Source organism: Mycobacterium sp. D16R24, assembly GCF_002013385.1.
Classification (GTDB): Bacteria; Actinomycetota; Actinomycetes; order Mycobacteriales; family Mycobacteriaceae; genus Mycobacterium.
Map to the genome: position 1 here is coordinate 45,276 of NZ_MAEV01000030.1, position 17,530 is coordinate 62,805.

18 protein-coding genes are annotated in these 17,530 nt (G+C 63.0%); 9 read left to right on the plus strand and 9 right to left on the minus strand.

Annotated features, from left to right (window positions below; all coding sequences use genetic code 11):
• Positions 1-86: 86 nt before the first annotated feature.
• The 5 genes from B4383_RS22705 to cobC are packed head-to-tail and all read right to left on the minus strand — an operon-like array spanning position 87 to position 4,904.
• Positions 87-890 carry a DUF2470 domain-containing protein gene (locus tag B4383_RS22705; protein WP_078291384.1) on the minus strand — a complete coding sequence of 268 codons (804 nt, stop codon included), beginning with the start codon at positions 888-890 and terminating at the stop codon, positions 87-89.
• Between the two features lie 9 nt (positions 891-899).
• On the minus strand, positions 900-2,021 hold the full coding sequence (locus tag B4383_RS22710; RefSeq protein ID WP_078291621.1) for a bifunctional RNase H/acid phosphatase: 1,122 nt from the start codon (positions 2,019-2,021) through the stop codon (positions 900-902).
• Positions 2,018-2,740 carry a C4-type zinc ribbon domain-containing protein gene (locus tag B4383_RS22715; protein ID WP_078291381.1) on the minus strand — a complete coding sequence of 241 codons (723 nt, stop codon included), beginning with the start codon at positions 2,738-2,740 and terminating at the stop codon, positions 2,018-2,020. The genes B4383_RS22710 and B4383_RS22715 overlap by 4 nt, the downstream gene beginning before the upstream one ends.
• Positions 2,737-3,888 (minus strand): Nif3-like dinuclear metal center hexameric protein, encoded by a 1,152-nt coding sequence (locus tag B4383_RS22720; RefSeq protein ID WP_078291379.1) that lies wholly within the window; start codon positions 3,886-3,888, stop codon positions 2,737-2,739. Before B4383_RS22720 ends, B4383_RS22715 begins: the two co-directional genes overlap by 4 nt.
• Positions 3,888-4,904 carry an Rv2231c family pyridoxal phosphate-dependent protein CobC gene (gene cobC / locus B4383_RS22725; RefSeq protein ID WP_078291377.1) on the minus strand — a complete coding sequence of 339 codons (1,017 nt, stop codon included), beginning with the start codon at positions 4,902-4,904 and terminating at the stop codon, positions 3,888-3,890. The genes B4383_RS22720 and cobC overlap by 1 nt, the downstream gene beginning before the upstream one ends.
• A 34-nt stretch (positions 4,905-4,938) precedes the next feature.
• Here cobC and B4383_RS22730 point away from each other — a divergent pair, with 34 nt between their 5' ends.
• The 3 genes from B4383_RS22730 to B4383_RS22740 are packed head-to-tail and all read left to right on the plus strand — an operon-like array spanning position 4,939 to position 6,894.
• On the plus strand, positions 4,939-5,598 hold the full coding sequence (locus tag B4383_RS22730) for an HAD-IA family hydrolase (protein ID WP_078291375.1): 660 nt from the start codon (positions 4,939-4,941) through the stop codon (positions 5,596-5,598).
• On the plus strand, positions 5,591-6,079 hold the full coding sequence (locus B4383_RS22735; RefSeq protein WP_078291373.1) for a low molecular weight protein-tyrosine-phosphatase: 489 nt from the start codon (positions 5,591-5,593) through the stop codon (positions 6,077-6,079). The genes B4383_RS22730 and B4383_RS22735 overlap by 8 nt, the downstream gene beginning before the upstream one ends.
• Positions 6,079-6,894 carry an SURF1 family protein gene (locus tag B4383_RS22740; protein ID WP_078291371.1) on the plus strand — a complete coding sequence of 272 codons (816 nt, stop codon included), beginning with the start codon at positions 6,079-6,081 and terminating at the stop codon, positions 6,892-6,894. The genes B4383_RS22735 and B4383_RS22740 overlap by 1 nt, the downstream gene beginning before the upstream one ends.
• Here B4383_RS22740 and B4383_RS22745 read toward each other — a convergent pair.
• The gene (locus tag B4383_RS22745) at positions 6,879-7,823 is read right to left on the minus strand and encodes a cobalamin biosynthesis protein (protein ID WP_078291369.1); all 945 of its coding nucleotides are present in this window, start codon (positions 7,821-7,823) and stop codon (positions 6,879-6,881) included. The two genes, B4383_RS22740 and B4383_RS22745, sit on opposite strands and share 16 nt — an antisense overlap.
• Before the next feature lie 28 nt (positions 7,824-7,851).
• Here B4383_RS22745 and B4383_RS22750 point away from each other — a divergent pair, with 28 nt between their 5' ends.
• The 6 genes from B4383_RS22750 (at position 7,852) to B4383_RS22775 (ending at position 13,335) form a co-directional block, all read left to right on the plus strand.
• Positions 7,852-8,664, plus strand: coding sequence for an oxygenase MpaB family protein (locus B4383_RS22750; RefSeq protein WP_078291367.1), 813 nt, complete (start codon positions 7,852-7,854; stop codon positions 8,662-8,664).
• Between the two features lie 37 nt (positions 8,665-8,701).
• Positions 8,702-9,745, plus strand: coding sequence for a HoxN/HupN/NixA family nickel/cobalt transporter (locus B4383_RS22755; protein WP_217697792.1), 1,044 nt, complete (start codon positions 8,702-8,704; stop codon positions 9,743-9,745).
• 115 nt (positions 9,746-9,860) lie between these two features.
• Positions 9,861-10,229: a hypothetical protein gene (locus B4383_RS22760; RefSeq protein WP_078291365.1), complete on the plus strand. Its 369-nt coding sequence runs from the start codon at positions 9,861-9,863 to the stop codon at positions 10,227-10,229.
• Between the two features lie 40 nt (positions 10,230-10,269).
• Complete coding sequence (locus B4383_RS22765) at positions 10,270-10,800, plus strand: DUF3558 domain-containing protein (RefSeq protein WP_286150636.1); 531 nt, start codon at positions 10,270-10,272, stop codon at positions 10,798-10,800.
• An 87-nt stretch (positions 10,801-10,887) separates the two neighbouring features.
• Positions 10,888-12,264, plus strand: a complete 1,377-nt coding sequence (locus B4383_RS22770; protein ID WP_078291363.1) for a hypothetical protein — start codon at positions 10,888-10,890, stop codon at positions 12,262-12,264.
• Between the two features lie 12 nt (positions 12,265-12,276).
• Positions 12,277-13,335, plus strand: a complete 1,059-nt coding sequence (locus tag B4383_RS22775; protein ID WP_078291613.1) for a DUF2235 domain-containing protein — start codon at positions 12,277-12,279, stop codon at positions 13,333-13,335.
• Here B4383_RS22775 and B4383_RS22780 read toward each other — a convergent pair.
• The 3 genes from B4383_RS22780 to B4383_RS22790 form a co-directional block, all read right to left on the minus strand.
• Positions 13,325-13,921: an LpqN/LpqT family lipoprotein gene (locus tag B4383_RS22780; RefSeq protein WP_078291615.1), complete on the minus strand. Its 597-nt coding sequence runs from the start codon at positions 13,919-13,921 to the stop codon at positions 13,325-13,327. The genes B4383_RS22775 and B4383_RS22780 overlap by 11 nt on opposite strands.
• 129 nt (positions 13,922-14,050) lie before the next feature.
• Positions 14,051-15,073, minus strand: a complete 1,023-nt coding sequence (locus B4383_RS26475) for a hypothetical protein (RefSeq protein WP_139360992.1) — start codon at positions 15,071-15,073, stop codon at positions 14,051-14,053.
• 868 nt (positions 15,074-15,941) lie between these two features.
• Complete coding sequence (locus tag B4383_RS22790; RefSeq protein WP_353615633.1) at positions 15,942-17,516, minus strand: hypothetical protein; 1,575 nt, start codon at positions 17,514-17,516, stop codon at positions 15,942-15,944.
• Between the last annotated feature and the right edge of the window lie 14 nt (positions 17,517-17,530).

Here is a 17,530-nt window from a genome sequence, read left to right on the forward strand (position 1 = left end):
GACTTCTGTTGTTATCCACAGCCATTCGATCGCAATCCCAGTTCTCCACAACCTGGCCGATTGGTGGACATCGAAGCCCGCGTGCGCTAAGCGCCTGGGTCGGCCAGCCGTGCCAGCTGCACGGTCGCACCGCGGAGCTCATCGATCGAATCGATCCGGTCGACGTAGCCGACTCGGGTCACGGACCAGCCCCGCGGCGTGCTCACCCGGACATCCAGCCCGTACCGGTCCGCTCCCTCACAGCGCGCCGCGGTGGCGTCCGGGTACCCACCCAGTCGTTGCGCCATCGCGAGCAGCGCCTGCCCATGGTCGTCGTTGAGGTGAGTAACCGCACGGTCAGCCTTCGGCGAGACGGGATCTGGTGCGGCCGAATCGTAATCGGTGCCACTTGCCGAGTCCATGCGTCCGTACCCGCCCACCCAGCGCACGCGTTCGACGTCCAGGATCCAGACGGAGAAATCGCTGTACTCGATGTAATAGCGGGCCGCGGGCACCGCCGCGATGTGAGCCTCGCGAGCCGCGGGCAGCTCTTCCGGACTGGGCCGGCGCACCTTCCCGGCGAGCGTGATCCGGGTGTTGGCCAACGGATCCTCCGGTGCATTGGGCGCCACGATGGAAACGCTTGCCCGGCGGTCGCGTATCAGGTTGCGTCCGTGCTCGGCCATCTTCGATACGCACAGCACCGGCGCCCCACCCAGTAACCCGTAGGTGACCAACGAAGCCCATGGCTCACCGTCCGCGGACAGGCTCGCCAGTGTCGCGACGTTCGTCGACGCCGCGACCGTTCTGGCCTCCTCGGCGGCCGAAGGCCGAGCCGGGTTGGCGACATCTGTCAGGGGTGGGGCGATGGTGGGCGCATCGCCCGGATCGCCGTGATCGCGGGAAGCCATGGCGACAGCCTAAGTCAGGTACGAGGTCTCGTTGACGAGTCGCACCGATGCCGGCCCGTCCGAGTAGAACTCGGCGATGCTCAACGAGGCCAGATCCAGGTGCAGCCGGTACAGCAGGCTGGGCCCCGCATCCAGCGCCAGGCGCAGCAGTGTCTTGATGGGCGTGACATGGGAGACCACCAAAACCGTTGCGCCGCCATACTCGGCGATGATCCGATTGCGGGCACGCCGCACGCGGTGGTGCACGGTATCGAAGCTCTCCCCTTCCGGCGGAGTCACCGACGTATCGTTGAGCCACTGGGCGTGCAGCTGCGGATCGCGCTCGGAAGCTTCGGAGAACGTCAAACCCTCCCACTTGCCGAAGTCGGTTTCGATCAGATCGTCATCGACGGTCAGCGGCACTCCCAGCGCCTCGGCGGCCGCGGCCGCGGTCTGCTTGGCGCGGCCCAGCGGTGAGCTGATGACGGCTGCGATGCCGCCGCGGCTCGCGAGGTACTGCGCCGCCTTCGCGGCCTGATCGAGCCCCAGTTCGGTCAGCTCGGGATTCCCGCGTCCGGAGTAACGACGCTGCACCGAAAGCTCGGTCTGTCCATGGCGAAGCAACAGCATTCGGGTGGGCTTACCGCGCGCACCAGTCCAGCCCGGCGCGGTATCGGCAGGCTTGGGCTCCCTGATTTCCTTCGGCTCTTTGGTTTCCTTGGGTTTCTTCGGAACCTTGGGTTCGATGCCGCTGGCGCGGTCCATCGCCTCGTTGGCCAGCCGGTCGGCGTGCTTATTGCGTTCCCGCGGAATCCACTTATAGTCGACGGCTTCGAACTGCATCGCGGCGGTGGCCGCCTGCCGGTACAGCGTGATGAGGTCGGGATGCTTGACCTTCCATCGGCCGGACATCTGCTCGACGACGAGTTTGGAATCCATCGATACGCTTACCTCAGTGGCACCCAATCGTGCCGCCTCCGCCAATCCCGCTATCAGACCACGATATTCGGCCACATTGTTGGTGGCATGACCGATCGCCTCGCAGGACTCCCCCAACACCGTCTCATGATCCGGGGCGAACACCACGGCGCCATATCCGGCCAGCCCGGGGTTACCACGCGAACCACCGTCGGCTTCGACAAGAACTCTCACAGGCGCACCAGGATCGCGCTGCACTCGGGGCACCGCAGCACCTCGTCGGCGGCAGCGGCCGAGATCCGGGAGAGCTCACCGCGGTCCAACTCGATACGGCACGCGCCGCACTTATTGCCTTGCAACAATCCCGCCCCCGGACCTCCCGAGCGGCGCTGCCGTTCATAGGCTTCCAGCAGCGTCCCGTCGATGGAGGCCCCCAGGCCGTCGCGACGCTGCCGAATCTGGTTCTCCTCGGCGTCGGTGTCGATGGAAACCGCACGCTGGAGCCGTTCGATTTCCGCCACCCGCTCGGCGATCTTGTCGGCATCGGCCTGACTCGAAGCCTGTTGGGCCTGGAGCTCCTCACGACGCTCCATCAGCTCCAGTTCGGAGTCCTCCAGGCTGGACTGCCGGCGCTCAAGAGTGTCGAGCTCATGCTGAATATCGACGAGTTCCTTCGGGTTCGCACCGCCCGAGGCCAGCAGCGTGCGGTCGCGGTCCTCTCGTTGCCGGACGGCCGTCACCTCCGTGTCCAATTTCGTCACCTGCACGTCCAGGTCTTCCAAGGCGAGACCGAGCGCGCCCACCTCGTCGAGAATCTTCCGCTGCTGCGCCCGCAACTCATCGTGCTCCTGGCGCTCCGGCGGATTCGCGCGCCGGTGCGCAATGCGCGTCAATTCGGCATCCACGGACGCCAGGTCTACCAGTAGACGCTGCTGTGCCACATCGGCTTTCATGCTCGTTCTTCTTTCTCTGGACCACCCAGGGTCCAAGGGTCTGTGCGAACTGGCGAGATGCGCGTCGGCAACTTCTCCCCGAATTCGGTGTCGAGCACCCGCGCTGCCTGCGCACACCACGGGAACTCGCTGGCCCAATGGGCGACGTCGACAAGTGCAACGCTACTTGCCCGGGCATGCTCGTCAGCGGGATGGTGCCGCAGATCGGCGGTGACGTACGCGTCAACCCCGGATCCGACGGCGGTACTCAACAGCGAGTCACCCGCACCACCGCAGACTGCGACGGTCTGAATCAGCGCATCCGGATCACCGGCGGCCCGGGTTCCCCACACGGTTTTCGGCAGGGCGGCGCCGACTCGCGATACGAAATCACGGAGGGGCTCCGGTTCGGGCAGCACACCCACGCGCCCCAAACCGGTGCCCGCTGGCACTGGCGCCATGGGCAGCACGTCGATGGCCGGCACTTCATAGGGGTGAGCAGCGTGAATCGCCGCGAACAGCGCACAACGCAACCGGGATGGAGCAACCATTTCCACCCTGTCCTCGACAACCTGCTCCACGACGCCGTGTACACCGATTGCCGGGTCCGAACCCTCCAGCGGCCGGAACTGCCCGGTCCCGGTGGCGCTCCACGAACAGTCCGAGTAGGCACCGAGCTGTCCAGCGCCGGCGTCGAACATGGCGCGGCGCAACACCTCCGCAGATTCGGTGGGCACGAACACCACCCATTTGTCGTAGTCGGCGAACTGCGGGGCAAGCACCGAGATCACCTGCAGCCCAAGGGTTTCGGCGAGAGCGTCGGATACACCGGGACTCGCCGAGTCGGCGTTGGTATGCGCCGTGAACAACGCGCCGCCCGAACGGATGAGGCGATGGATCAGCGCGCCCTTCGGCGTACTGGCCGCCACCGTGTCCACACCGCGCAGCAGCAGCGGATGGTGCGCCAACAACAGATGCGAACCGACATCCGGGCCGGCACTGCCCATCTCGTCGAGCACCGACGCCGTCGCGTCGACGGCGACGGTCACCGCATCGATCTGCTGTTCGGGGTCACCACAGACCAAGCCCACTGAATCCCACGATTCGGCGAGGGCCGGCGGATACGCCGCGTCAAGCACACCGATGATGTCCGCGAGCCGCACACCCACTACAGAATCTCCTTCATCGCTTGCACCAACTCCGGCCATTCGGGTCGCACCGCCACACGCAGGTAGTCGCCGCCCAGACCCACGAAGGTGTCGCAGCGGCGGACGGCGATGTTCTTGACCTCCAAATGTTTTCGCATCAGGTTCGCATCAGGCACGGCCACCAGCAGGAACGGCGCCGATCCTTCGGTAACAGTCAACCCCAGGCCGCGCAGCGCATCGGCCTGCTGGCACCGCGTGTCGACAAGACGCTGTGTGTCCTGACCGGCGAGCGCGACCGCTTCCGGGGTGTTGCAGGCGATGAGGGCTTCGAGTTGTAGTGTGCCCAAAGCCCAATGCGCACGACCGTGCGCGAGCCTGCCCAGTACCTCGGGATCACCCACGGCGTAGCCCGCGCGCAATCCCGCGAGCGCCCACGTTTTGGTGAGGCTGCGCAACACCACCAGGCCGGGCAGTCGATGCGTGGCCAACGACTCCGGCTCGCCGGGCACCGCATCGATGAAGGCCTCGTCGACCACCAGGATTCGTCCGGGGCGACGCAACCCGAGCAGATCCGTGCGCCGGTGCAGCACCGAGGTCGGGTTGGTGGGGTTCCCGATGACCACCAGGTCGGCTTCCTCGGGGACAGTGGCGCCGCCGAGGGTGAATGGTGGCGGCAACACCACATGGTCGATCGGGACACCAGCGTGGGCAAGCACGGCTTCCGGTTCGGTGAAGCCCGGCGCGAACACGGCGGCCCGGCGCGGCTTCAACCGGGGCAGCATCGCGAAGCCCTCCGCGGCCCCTGCCAGTAGCAGCACCTCATCGGCCGTTCGGCCATGTCGTTCGGCGATCGCGGCAACGGCGCGCTCCTCGTCGGCGCGGCGCGGGTAGCTGCCCAACTCATCGAGGCGGGCGGCGAGCCGATCACGCAACCAGCGCGGCGGCGCGGCCGCGCGCACATTCACAGCGAAGTCCAGGACGCCGGGAATCAGCGCCTGGTCACCGTGATAGCGCACTCCCTTTCGCGGCCCAGTCATGTCTCGACACTAATGTAGGGGGGTGGCTCCTCCGATGCTGGTGATCTTCGATCTCGACGGCACCTTGACTGATTCTGCACCGGGGATCGTCTCCAGTTTCCGTCACGCGCTCAGTCATGTCGGCGCCCCCGAACCGACCGGTGATATCGCGTCGCGCGTGGTGGGACCGCCGATGCACGTCACGCTGGGCTCGATGGGGCTCGGCGACCGTGCCGACGACGCGATAGCGGCCTATCGAGCCGACTACGGCGAACGCGGATGGGCCGTCAATGAGATGTTCGACGGCATCCACGACGTGCTGACCGGGCTACGCGAGGCGGGGGTGCCCATGGTGGTGGCGACATCCAAGTCCGAACCGATCGCGGCGCGCATTCTGGAGCATTTCGGGCTCGCCGAGTTTTTCCAGGTGATCGCCGGAGCAAGCCCCGACGGTGTCCGGTCCAGTAAGGCCGATGTGATCGAGCACGCGCTGTCCCAGCTGGATGACGTTCCCTCGACCGGCGTCGTGATGGTCGGCGACCGCGTGCACGACGTGGAAGGCGCGGCCGCACACGGTATCGGCACCGTCGTCGTCGACTGGGGCTACGGAGCAACAGATTTCGACGATGATGCGCTCAACTCCGGCGATCTTTCCCGATGGATCATTAGCCGCGTCGGCACCCCGCAAGAACTGCGGGAGGAGCTTCATGTCTGAGTTGCATGTCACCTTCGTGTGCACCGGCAACATCTGCCGCTCCCCCATCGCCGAGAAGATGCTGGCGCACCAGCTCGCCGAGCGCGGTCTCGGCGATCGAGTACGCGTCACCAGCGCCGGCACCGGCGATTGGCATTCCGGACAGCCGGCCGACGAGCGGGCGGCCAGCGTGCTGGCCGAGTACGGCTACCCGACGCAGCACCGAGCCGCCCAGGTGGATGGTGATCATCTGAGCGCCGATCTCATCATTGCCCTGGCGCGCAACCACTCCCGGATGCTGCTGCATCTGGGAGCCGACCCCGAGCGGGTGCGGCTGCTGCGGTCTTTCGATCCACGGGCCGGCCGCGCGGCCATGGATGTCGAGGACCCTTACTACGGCGACCGCAAGGATTTCGTGGACGTGCTGTCGGTTATCGAGGCCGCGATGCCCGGCCTGCACGACTGGGTCGACAAGACGCTCGCGGAGCGTGAGAACAGCTGATGCGACGGCTCGCGTTTCTGCTGCGCCCGGGATGGATTGCCCTGGCGCTGGTGGTCGTCGCATTCGCGTATCTGTGTTTCACGGTGCTGGCTCCGTGGCAGCTGGGTAAGAACACCAAGACCTCGCGAGAGAACGGCCGCATCGCCCATTCGGTGAGCGCCGATCCGGTGTCGCTGAAAGATGAGCTGCGGCCTGACTATTCGATGCCCGAGGACTCCGAGTGGCGCCGGGTGACGGCGACCGGCCACTATCTACCGGACCGTCAGGTGCTGGCCCGGCTGCGCGTGGTCGACGCCAAGCCTGCCTATGAGGCGCTGACGGTTTTCCAGGTCGATGGTGGTCCTGCAATTCTGGTGAACCGCGGCTATGTACGGCCCGAAGAGGGCACCAGCGCGCCGCCGGTACCCGTGGCGCCCACCGGGCAGGTGACCATCAACGCGCGGCTGCGGGAGCCCGAACAGCAGTCAGAAAAGGCGCCGTTCCTGGAAAACGGCGAATACCAGGTGTATTCGATCGTTCCAGGGCAGGTGTCGACGCTGCTGAAGACTTCGCTTGCCGGGCCGTATCTGCAGCTCTCGGAGGATCAGCCGGGTGGCTTGGGGGCCATCCCGCTGCCCCAGCTGGACGCCGGCCCCTTCCTGTCCTACGGCATCCAGTGGATCGCGTTCGGGATTCTGGCGCCATTTGGGTTGGGGTACTTCGTGTTCTCCGAAATCAGGCAGCGCCGCGCGGCGGCCGCTGCGGTGAAAGCCGTGAAACCCGGAGCACCGAAGACCACCGAGGAACGGTTGGCCGACCGTTACGGGCGGCGCTGACGCAGCGCAGCGATCACCGCGACGACGGCCGTCACGTTCTGGACGGCACGCGAAAGCCGGGCTGACTCATACACTTCCCCGATCCTGGGCGCGGCACCGCGACCCAAGGTGGGGCGGATCTCCTCGCCGTACGGGTACCGGACGGGGCCGCCGAGACGCACGCCGAGTGCACCCGCGAATGCGGCCTCGGCGACGCCGGCGTTGGGACTGGGGTGGCGATGCCCGTCGCGCAGACAGACGCGCAGCGTTGCTACCAGTGATCCCCCGAGAAACGGGGCCGCAACCGCCGTGGCCAGCGCGGTGATCCTGGCGGGCAGCAGATTGAGCAGGTCATCCAACCGCGCTGCCGCCCAGCCAAATCGCAGGTACCGGGCCGATTTGTGACCAATCATTGCGTCGAGGGTGTTGGCCGCACGGTAGGCCAGCACGCCAGGCACTCCCGCGATTGCCGCCCATACCAGCGGCCCGGTGTGGGCGTCGGAGGTGTTCTCTGCCAGGGATTCCACGGTGGCGCGGGCGATGCCGTCGACGTCCAACAGGCTCGGGTCCCGGCCGCAGAGGGACGGCAGCAGCACACGCGCGTCGTCGATGTTGTCGTCATACAAATGCTCCGACATCCGGGCACCCACTCGGACCAGGGACGTTCCGCCCAGGGTCGCCCAGGTCGCGACGGCGGTCACGACGACGGTGGCGGTTGCGGAGCGGCGCGCCGCGCGTTCGGCCGCCCATCCGGCGACGGTGACGGCGGTCAACAGCGCGGTGGTGTGCGCTGCACCGGCGAGCTTGGTGTCCCGGTAGGTATAGGTCTCCAGCGCCGCGGCAGCCTGCCCGAATCCAGCGACCGGGTGGAACCGCTGCGGGTCACCGAAGGCCCGGTCCAGGGCGTAACCGAGGGCGATACCCGCGGCGCGGAATCCTCGGCGCGACACGCAGACACCCTATAGAATTTGCTGTGCAATGAAGCACTCGCCTGCCAGGCTTGTGGACCTGGTCAATCCCGCGTCGATGCTGTTGCCTGCCTCCAATGTGATCATGCAGCTGTCACATCCGAGCGTCGGATATGGAGTGCTGGAGAGCCCCGTCGACAGCGGCAACGTCTACAAACATCCGTTCAAACGGGCCCGGACCACCGGGATGTTTCTGGCGGTCGCCACGATGGGTAGCCGCCGCGACCGCGAGGTGATGAAGCGCGGTGTCGACGCGGTGCACCGGCAGGTGCGCTCCACACCCACGAGCCCGGTGAAGTACAACGCCTTCGATCCAGGACTGCAGCTGTGGGTGGCGGCGTGCCTGTACCAGTACTACGTGCAGGCCTATGAGTCGCTGCACGGCCCGCTCGATGATGCGACGGCAGATGAGATCTATCGCGACGGCGCACGGATCGGCACCGCGCTGCAGGTGCGGCCCGAGGAGTGGCCTCCCGACCGGGATGCGTTCAACGACTACTGGAAACGGTCCGTCGACGAGCTGCGGATCGACGCGCCGATACGTGAGCATCTGTTGGGCGTCGCGTCCTTCAAGATGCTGCCGTGGCCGTTGCGGATGGCCGGGCGGTTCAATCTGTTTGCAACCAAAGGGTTTCTGCCCCCAGAGTTCCGTGAGCTGTTGCAGGTTCCGTGGACGGATCGCGATCAACGCCGCTTCGATGCGCTGCTGAGCGCGCTGCGGATCGCCGATCGGATGGTGCCCGCACAGCTGTGGGCGTTGTCCTACGCCGTGCTCATCTGGGACATGCGATTGCGCGAGCGTATGGGTAAGCCTGTCGTCTAGGCTCGCAGACGTGCAGATTCTCACCGGCTGGCATCGTTTGGACGAAGGTCAGAGGCGCAGCGTCGTCTGGATGAGCGTCGCGGTGGGCGCGCTGCACATCCTCGGTTGGGGCATGCTGCTCTTCCTGGTCGCTCCCGCGCATTTCACGGTGCAGGGCAGCGTGTTCGGGGTTGGGCTGGGTGTCACGGCGTACACGCTGGGCATGCGGCATGCCTTTGATGCCGACCACATCGCGGCCATCGACAACACCACCCGCAAGCTGGTCGCCGATGGACGACGCCCGATGTCGGTGGGTTTCTGGTTCTCCCTGGGACATTCGTCGATCGTGTTCATCATGGTCGGGCTGCTAGCGCTCGGCGTTAAGGCGTTGGCGGCCAATGTTTCCGATGAGCACTCCTCACTGCAGCAGTGGACCGGCGTGTTTGGAACAGCGGTCTCGGGGACATTCCTGTTGCTGATCGGGCTGCTCAACCTGGTGTCGCTGATCGGGATCTACCGAATTGCCAAGCGGATGCGCGGTGGTGAGGTGGACGAGGCAGCATTGGAGCGCGAGCTGTCCAATCGCGGTGGGCTGAACCGGCTTTTCGGGCCGTTGATGGCGACGATCCGCAAGCCCTGGCAGATGTACCCAGTGGGCCTGCTGTTCGGGTTGGGGTTCGACACGGTCACCGAGGTGTCGCTGCTGGTGATCGCCGGCGGTGCCGCGGTGACCGGGCTGCCCTGGTACGCGATCTTGGTGCTGCCCATCCTGTTCAGCGCCGGGATGTCGCTGTTCGATTCGCTCGACGGGTCCTTGATGAACTTCGCCTACGACTGGGCGTTCCAAGAGCCGGCGCGCAAGATCTACTACAACCTGGTGGTCACCGGGCTTTCGGTGGCGGTGGCGGTGCTGATCGGGTCGCAGGAGATCATTTCGATTCTCACGGAGAAGCTGGACATCACGACGGGTCCGCTGGCCGCGGTGGGCGACCTGGATCTGGCCGCGATGGGTTATGTGATCGTGGCGCTGTTCATCGTGACGTGGGCGTTGGCAGCGCTGGGCTGGCGATACACCGGGGTGCGCAGGCGCTGGGGTGGGTAGTGCGGGCTGTCGCAACTGCTCGAAATTCGATGGAACCGATCTGGGACGTTCGACGTCCTATATACATACGATGAACCTGACCTGGCCAAACCCGGCCACGACCTGAGGGGGCTCTATGTCTGCTGATCAGCTGGTCACGAATGCGAAAAGTGGGGCGCTCGTCCTGCACCTAGAAGACGGCGCGATCGATAACATCCTGGCCGCGTGTGACGCATACATCCAGGCACTCGGGGATCTTTTCCGCGATGCTAGCGATCTCAGCACGTATCAGCTTGGGTTCGCTGAGGGACACCTCAGCTCCGGGGCACAACTTGCACAGGCGTTTCAAGCGAAGGCCTCAGGCGGTAAGAGCAGCGCTGCCAGCTCGTTTCAGTCACATATTGACCAAGTCGAAGAAATGAAAACTCTGTTCGTGGCTCTCCGCCGTGGTTACCAATCAACGGAAGCCAACAACACCACTCGCTTTGGACCTCACGGCCAATAACGACATGACCATGCTCCGAGTCGCGATCCTGGCGTCCCTGATGGTTGCCTCAGCCGGATGTTCGGGCCCGATCTCTGGGACCGCGGTCACATCCTCCGGTTCAGCAGTCGCATCTCAGCTCCCGACGAACACAGCAGGACGCACACACGTCACGTTCGACCCCTGCAAAGACATCCCAGCGGGCGTGATTGCCGATCTACAGCTAGATGCAAAACCTCCCCGACCAGACACCCAGACCGACGGGGACATTGAAAACGTCTTCTGTAAGTACTACCCCAGGGCGCCGCACTATCTCCTCACTGTCGCGGCGTCGAACTACACGCTAGACATGCTCAAGAAGACCAACAATGAATGGGGATACCAGGAGTTTGAGGTCAACGGACGCAAGATGCTGTTTGGATATCGATCGCCACAGCCGGAAACCAACTCGTGCGCGCTAAACGTGGCCGCCACTACCGGCGTGTACGGGGTCCTCGCGGTTGGAGTCCACAATGACTTCACTCCTTTCCCTGATTGCTTGACTGCAGTCAAGAAGAACATGGAAGGACTTCTCCCCTACTTTCCGCAGTGACATGTCCAAAAAAGACGGAACCGGATCGGCACTGCACACGTCCGAACCTAAAGACCTAGTTGCACGCCAATACACGAAGGAGGGACCATGACCGGAGAAGAAGACGGCTGGACCAGGGGTAATCGCGAACGCGACGTGGTCTACGCCAAGCAGCGTCAGCATGGCTCGAACATCGATGGCGGGACGGAGTCAATAGGAGTCCCGACGGAGGATTTCAACAGCTGGTCCCACGCAGATATCAAGGCGGCATCCGACGCCTTCCAACCCGCCAAAGCCATCGACGTCTCCAACGACTGGGAAAAGCTGTCCACCGGTTTCAGCAAGGCATTGGACGATTTCAAGCGGACCTTTGATACCGCAGTCGGCGCGCAGTGGACTGGAGAAGGCGCCGAAGCAGCCAAGCAGGGCATCTCCGACTACAAGAGCCACGCCGAAAAGGTCAGCGATGGACTGTCTCTCATGGCTACCAAGCCAGCCGAGGTCGAAACGGCGATGACGCAGATCAAGGGCCTCATGCCCGAGGTTGTCCAGGTTCAGCGACCTCAAGAGCACACCCGCGCCGCCTACGAGCAGTACTACGCCCAACAAGCCCTGGCCGAGCAGAAGCAAGACGAAGCTCGCATGATCATGCGGAATGTCTGGTCCCCTGTTTCCCAACAGGCGGCTTCCGGCCTCCCCGCTCTTCCACCGGCTCCACAGTTCGCAGACGCTGCCGCCATGCCGGTCAACGCCGCGTCATCGTTATCAGGCTTGGGTGGCGGCAAGGACATCCAGCCCGGCCAGGTCAAGCCGATCGACGAGGCCGCGGTGCGCGCTGCGGCAGCAGCCGCTCTGGCCGACCCCGCGCAAGCATCCGCCTCCGGCGGATCTGGCGCCGCAGGTGCTGCCGCGGCCGCCGCAGGTGCAGCGGGTGGTGGTTCGGGAGCTGGCGCTGGTGGCCCCGCGGCCGCAGCGTCCGCTGCTGCCGGAGCGGGCGCCGGAGCCGGAACCAGGCCATCCTCGGGAGGAAGCACCACCGCGACCGGCCCCAACACGGGATCAGTCCCGGGCACCTATGGCATCGGGCGGTGGGGCAAGCCGACCACCAACAAGGACGAAAAAGACAAGGACCAGAACGCGGACCTCACTCCCCTTGCCGCCGGACCGATCATCGCCGGGTCCTACACCGCGGGTGCTGGCATGGGACTCACGGCCGCACCGTCGGTGTCACCGATGGCGGGCATGGGAATCGCCCAGCCGCCGACCATGATGACTCCGGGTGCTGCGGGCCAGCATCACCAGGAAGACGAGGACCAGCACTTCACCCCGGAGTTCCTCGTGAGCCTCGACAACGGCAATGAGCTAATCGGTCCACTGCCGAAGGTGTCCCCCGCCGTCATCGGTGTGTGGAACGAGGAGCATGTCGACTACCAGAATCCGCACGCATCGCCGTACGACCCGAAGCCGTACGACGGCGAGGACTAACGCTCTATGACGATGGGCAAGAACATCGTCATCTGCCTCGACGGCACGGGTAACCAGATCCGTGCCGCGGGGAACACGAATGTCGTCCGCGGCTATGACATGGTGATCCACGATCTGTCCGACCGCCAGATCTCGTACTACGACCCCGGCGTTGGCACCGATCCGGCCGTCGGCACCTACGCCCCGGCAGGTCAATTCGTCGCCCGAATCCTGGGTTTCGCATTCGGGATTGGCTTGCGCGCCAAGCTTGCTCAGGCCTACACGTATCTGATCGAACGGTGGCAGCCCGGAGACCGCATCTTCATCTTCGGATTCAGCCGTGGCGCATTCTGCGCGAGAGGCCTTGCCGGGCTTCTCAACTCTGTCGGCATGCTGCGCCCCGGCTCGCAAAACCTCGTGCCCTATGCGGTGAGCCTGTACGCGCAGTCGTGCGCAACCTGGTCCCCCGATCGCTGGGACCAGCTGCATTCGTTCTCCCGAACCCTCGCTCGTCGCGAGGATGGCAAGTTCGCCATCCCTATCGCATATCTGGGCCTGTGGGACACCGTCAGCGCGCCCGGCATCTTCAAACGCAGCATGCAATGGCCTTATGCACCAAGTGTTCCCAACGCGCAGGCCGGACGTCATGCGGTGGCCATCGACGAGAAACGCCGACCCTACCGTGAGTACCTCATCAAATCCCTGGGCGATCAACGGCTCGTCGACGAAGTGTGGTTCGCCGGCATTCATTCCGACATCGGCGGCGACTACGCCGATGACGACAGGCTTTCCGATATCGCACTCAAGTGGGTGATCGAGGGCGCGGCCGAACATGGCTTGCTACTCAATACCGAGAAATACCAACGGTATTGCTCTGTTGACCCCACCTACGCCATGGGCAAGATTCATCGGGTCAATTGGCTCTGGGCGCTGTTGATTTTCCGCCGCCGACGCATCCCCGACGGCTCCTGGATTCACGCCAGCGTCGCTGACCGCATGGCAGAAGACAAGGGCTACCGGCCACCGCTACCGGAGCACGCCACCGTTGTCGATGCCCAATGGGCCACTCCGGCAACCGATATCAGGATGTAGCCGGCGGACTGACCTGCAGCCCCGCCAGGATAGTTTCGCGCGCACTGTCGAAACCACGCACGGTGTCATCCAAGGCCTGCACCGATACCCCAACGGTGAACACCTTGCTGCCATTCTTCACCACCACAATGGTGGTGGTGACCCGGTGAACAGGGATTTTTCCCAGCGCCATGTTGTAGGTCAACGTCTTCGACGGATACCCGCAGATAGTGCTCGAAGCTTCGACAAGGTCTGTAATACCGAACATCTCCAAGCCATCACGCTCAGCGGCGAACGCGGCGTCCTCGCTCGACACCTTGCCCGTCAAGTTGGCCATGGCCACCGTCGCATTCGGGACAAACCCATTGGCGCGAAGGTCTGGGGCCGCCAAGTAGACACGCACCACGCCACTTTCAAACCGCTTGACGCGTTCCCAGCCCGAGGGCTGCGGAACTTCAACGCGCGGCTCAGAGTCGTCATCCAGCGGCATTTCCACAAGCGGCACCGTCACCGAGCTGCACTTGGGGTTGGTAAGCCGCTTGCCCTCCTCGCCGGGAGTGGCTATCGCGTCGCCGTTGACGATCGCTGTGCACCCCGACACCAGCATCGTCGCAGCACATGCCACAGCCAGCATCCATCGAGGTGCCCGAATCATTGGTTCAGCCTAACCAGCAAGGGGCGTTTTCGAAGAAAACTGCTTGCCAATATCGAGATGACTTTCGGAACGGAAAACTCGTCAATCTGAAGCGCGTCGCGCGCCGGGTGGAAGCTCATCGACGGGAATCTGCGTTCGATGAACGGTCACAGACCTCACGCTCGGAGGATTTTCACCCGTCGTGAAGCTGAGATCAATGGAATCCGTTGACTTTTCGGGAATATCGCCAACCAAACCAATGTATGGATTCTTAGTGGCGGAACCAACGAACTTTCCGTTCTCAAAGACCAAGACAAGGCCAGCACCATCTCGCTGCCGCTCGAGATTGAAGGCTTGCAAACTATCGCAGAGATATGCCCCTCGGCCGTAAACTGTGCTCCAGTCAGAGCGAGCCGAACTTATGAACGGAACCGAGTCGGCTGCACGTTCCACAGTCAGAGCATCAACTACTGCTCCACAGTACTCAGAACCGCTGATACGTGGCTCTTCTCGGTCGTCCGACAACTTCTTCGTCGCGAGTAGCGGCGTAAAGCGGTCTCGGCTGACGTCAAACCCGATACTCGATCGGTAACTTACGCACGTGACACCCGTTGCTTCACTACGACATTCGACTTCACCGAATCGAATCGTGCTGCCCTCAGGGAGCTCCTTGATGTCTGGTGAATCAATTGCGTTTTCCGACCACAGCCCGTTTCCCAGCACCGCCGGGCCGTCGCCGAAGTGCGAAATCGAGATGTAGGGGCGCCACGTGCCCAGTTGCGGGACTTGCTGAAACGGGGTGTCCGGATATGTGTGTCCTGGGACGTTGCATTGAATAGACTCCAGCGACCCAGCACAGAGAACAACTCGACCAGGAGAAGCGAACGCGATAAGTGAACCGTCTGCGGATCCACCCTTGTGATAGTCGCTGGAGGCAACAAGGACGCCATCGGCAACCGCTCCAAGCTTGCGGTCAGCTTCACCGCTAGGCTCGACCTGGATGCCGGTAGGCGCCGCCTGCTCCCTCGGTGTGTCAGCTTCTGGTGCACACGCAGTGACACACACCGCTGCGAGAAGCGCCAGCGTTAGTGTTGGCCGCCAAGATCTGTGGTTGATGAATGTCATCTCAAATACTTTCCGCACAGACCACAAATCGGCGGGTCGGATGAGGATACCCGCCTGTCGGGCACACCGTGACACTGCTCGCGTCCCCGACGACGGTGAGGGGCCTCTCCACCCTCCCAGCTGCGTTGTGCTCGCACTTAGATCGCGTCACACTGTTATCCGACATCAAGAGACAATCCTTTGATCCCCAGGCATAATCGAGGCAGAGGCTGAACTCCGAGCCATCCTTGTTTTTGTAATAGTGCTGATCGGCGTCATTCACACACTCCCACGGTTTCCTGGCGATCTGCACTACACGGTAGTTGTTGTCCGCGGACCCGCACTCCACGACGCTAAGGCTCGAGTGCGCTGCCGAACCCGTAAGGGCAACGCAATCGCCCCGCCGAACATCTGGCGCAGAGATATCGGGTGTCTGCGGAAATTGCCCTGCAATATTGCCGAAGTCGACGTCGGGTGTCCTACTACTGGAAGCAGAGGAGGCAGCAGTCGAAGAGGTGCGACTATGTGAATTCACCTCGGAGCTACAGGACGCTATGAGCAATGAAGTCGCCACAAACGCTGCAACGGCGCATGTTCCTCTAACCATGTACATCTGAATCCCCCAGTTTCCGCTAGTCTCGAAGCAGTTCAGATAGCTGTTTCCCTGGATCCCAATCCGCCGGTGGCGGCATATCGGGCCCGCCATTCCACTGCATACCTTCGGCTACCCAGCGATCTCGCCACTCGGCATCGGAATAGCCTTCACTGAGATCATCGAAGCCGAACTGAAAATTACAGGAAGGACATATTTCCTCAGAACTGCTAAGCCCATTCCGAGGCATTGACCGCAGCTCCGGGAACCCACATACGGGACATCGATAGTATCGGGTCATCGCTGAATTATAACTCCCGGTTGTTTATCAAAATAATCCGGCGGAGTGGGCTTAAACACCGTCCGCGTGGACCAGTCTAGAGCGTTGTATGCCCCGAATGTATTTGTAGCTTTGTCATACACAAAATACTTACATGTGCTTGCATCAAACTTTGTTGGAAGACTGGTCGCCCTATCACGCAACTTGTCTCCTTCCATCGCATACTCTAGTGGCGAGCTCGAGTTGAATTCATGCTTGTCCAGCACGTGTTTCTTATAGTGACCATAAAGCGTCTCTGGGCGCGCCCAGAACGGGCGTTTGCTAAATCCAGGCTGTGGAATGTCAAATGGCGAATGAGTAGGATCACTCTCCATCACATCCTTGTATTTTCCTATTTCTTGTGCCATCTGCTCTTGAGTGACCGGTTTCCAATCAAAGGATAGGGTCAGCGGATAGGCGAACTTTCCAGCTCGGTTCTTAGTAGCCAGCACTTCATAGGTCATCATCTCGTAGGAGAAGTTCATGTACTGAGCCGGGTAGTCAATGCCGCCGGAGTTCAGTGTCGTCGGGTTTCCCGCCGGACTCGCGCCAACAATACGGAACGCGTATACATGCTTTAAGCTTGAAGGACTGTTTATGTCGGGAACTGTTGCACCACCGGTGTATCCCGGCGTATTTGGGTCGATAGCGATTGAACTAGGAATCTGGCCGGTCTTGCTCCAATCCACGAGCCAGAAGCCTCGCTGATACGGACTGTCAGGCGACTGAGCAACGGGCGCCGATGCGAGCGGGTTGGAGTAGCCAGCACGGTCACCGCATGCGTTGTTCTGATCTTCAGTCTCATCGCCATTTTGGTCATTCGCTTGCTGCTTCTGAGCTGGTTTTCCGCTGCATTCGCACCCGCCCCCTGGAGAATTGTGACGGCTAGGCTGAATCTGGCCGCCGATACGCTGCCCGACACCACCAGCCGTGGACGTCACCGGCTCGGCGATATCGAGATACTCCGCTACTTCCTGGCATTCTTTGTTCGAGTCATTCTGCTGCCCCTCTGAATCGCTGGACGAATTCTCGGAAGGCTGCTGTTGCTGGCCCTGCTGCGGCTGTTCCGCCTGGTTTCCCTGCTGTGGCGCTTGGTAATCCGGATTCGCCTTACCAGGACCCTGCGTGTACGGAGTCGCCGTCTGATAATCGGGAATCTGTGTGCCGTGCTGAGGCTGCTGCCCCGAGTTGCCTTGCTGCGCGCCTTGCTGACCAGCCTGCTGAGGCGCCCCCTGAGCGCCCGTGTTGTAGATCGAGACCCCGTTGTTCTGATCAAGCGGCGGCTGGTTGATGCCACCCCGATAGTCGGGCTGCTGCGGAGGTAGGCCGGGCGGCTGGAACTGACCGCCATTCATGCCGCCTGGATCACCAGTTGGGCCAGGCGGACCCGTCGGATCAGCGGTTGCACCGGGCAGACCCATCACGCCAATCCCTGTTGGGGAGTTCGTGTTTAGCTGCCAACCCGCAACTGCCACAGCGGTAATTGCCACGGCAGCAAGCGCACGCCGGAGCCCCGCAGGAATATGTGTCCTAGGCGACTTCTTTGGCGTCATAGCAGTTCTCCCCT

Bases quoted from the DNA above. Each gene is read 5' to 3' on its own strand.
- B4383_RS22705 (WP_078291384.1), bottom strand. From the start codon at position 890: ATGGCTTCCCGCGATCACGGCGATCCGGGCGATGCGCCCACCATCGCC.
- B4383_RS22715 (WP_078291381.1), bottom strand. From the start codon at position 2,740: ATGAAAGCCGATGTGGCACAGCAGCGTCTACTGGTAGACCTGGCGTCC.
- cobC (WP_078291377.1), bottom strand. From the start codon at position 4,904: ATGACTGGGCCGCGAAAGGGAGTGCGCTATCACGGTGACCAGGCGCTG.
- B4383_RS22730 (WP_078291375.1), top strand. From the start codon at position 4,939: ATGCTGGTGATCTTCGATCTCGACGGCACCTTGACTGATTCTGCACCG.
- B4383_RS22735 (WP_078291373.1), top strand. From the start codon at position 5,591: ATGTCTGAGTTGCATGTCACCTTCGTGTGCACCGGCAACATCTGCCGC.
- B4383_RS22740 (WP_078291371.1), top strand. From the start codon at position 6,079: ATGCGACGGCTCGCGTTTCTGCTGCGCCCGGGATGGATTGCCCTGGCG.
- B4383_RS22750 (WP_078291367.1), top strand. From the start codon at position 7,852: ATGAAGCACTCGCCTGCCAGGCTTGTGGACCTGGTCAATCCCGCGTCG.
- B4383_RS22760 (WP_078291365.1), top strand. From the start codon at position 9,861: ATGTCTGCTGATCAGCTGGTCACGAATGCGAAAAGTGGGGCGCTCGTC.
- B4383_RS22765 (WP_286150636.1), top strand. From the start codon at position 10,270: ATGGTTGCCTCAGCCGGATGTTCGGGCCCGATCTCTGGGACCGCGGTC.
- B4383_RS22770 (WP_078291363.1), top strand. From the start codon at position 10,888: ATGACCGGAGAAGAAGACGGCTGGACCAGGGGTAATCGCGAACGCGAC.
- B4383_RS22775 (WP_078291613.1), top strand. From the start codon at position 12,277: ATGGGCAAGAACATCGTCATCTGCCTCGACGGCACGGGTAACCAGATC.
- B4383_RS22780 (WP_078291615.1), bottom strand. From the start codon at position 13,921: ATGCTGGTGTCGGGGTGCACAGCGATCGTCAACGGCGACGCGATAGCC.
- B4383_RS26475 (WP_139360992.1), bottom strand. From the start codon at position 15,073: ATGACATTCATCAACCACAGATCTTGGCGGCCAACACTAACGCTGGCG.
- B4383_RS22790 (WP_353615633.1), bottom strand. From the start codon at position 17,516: ATGACGCCAAAGAAGTCGCCTAGGACACATATTCCTGCGGGGCTCCGG.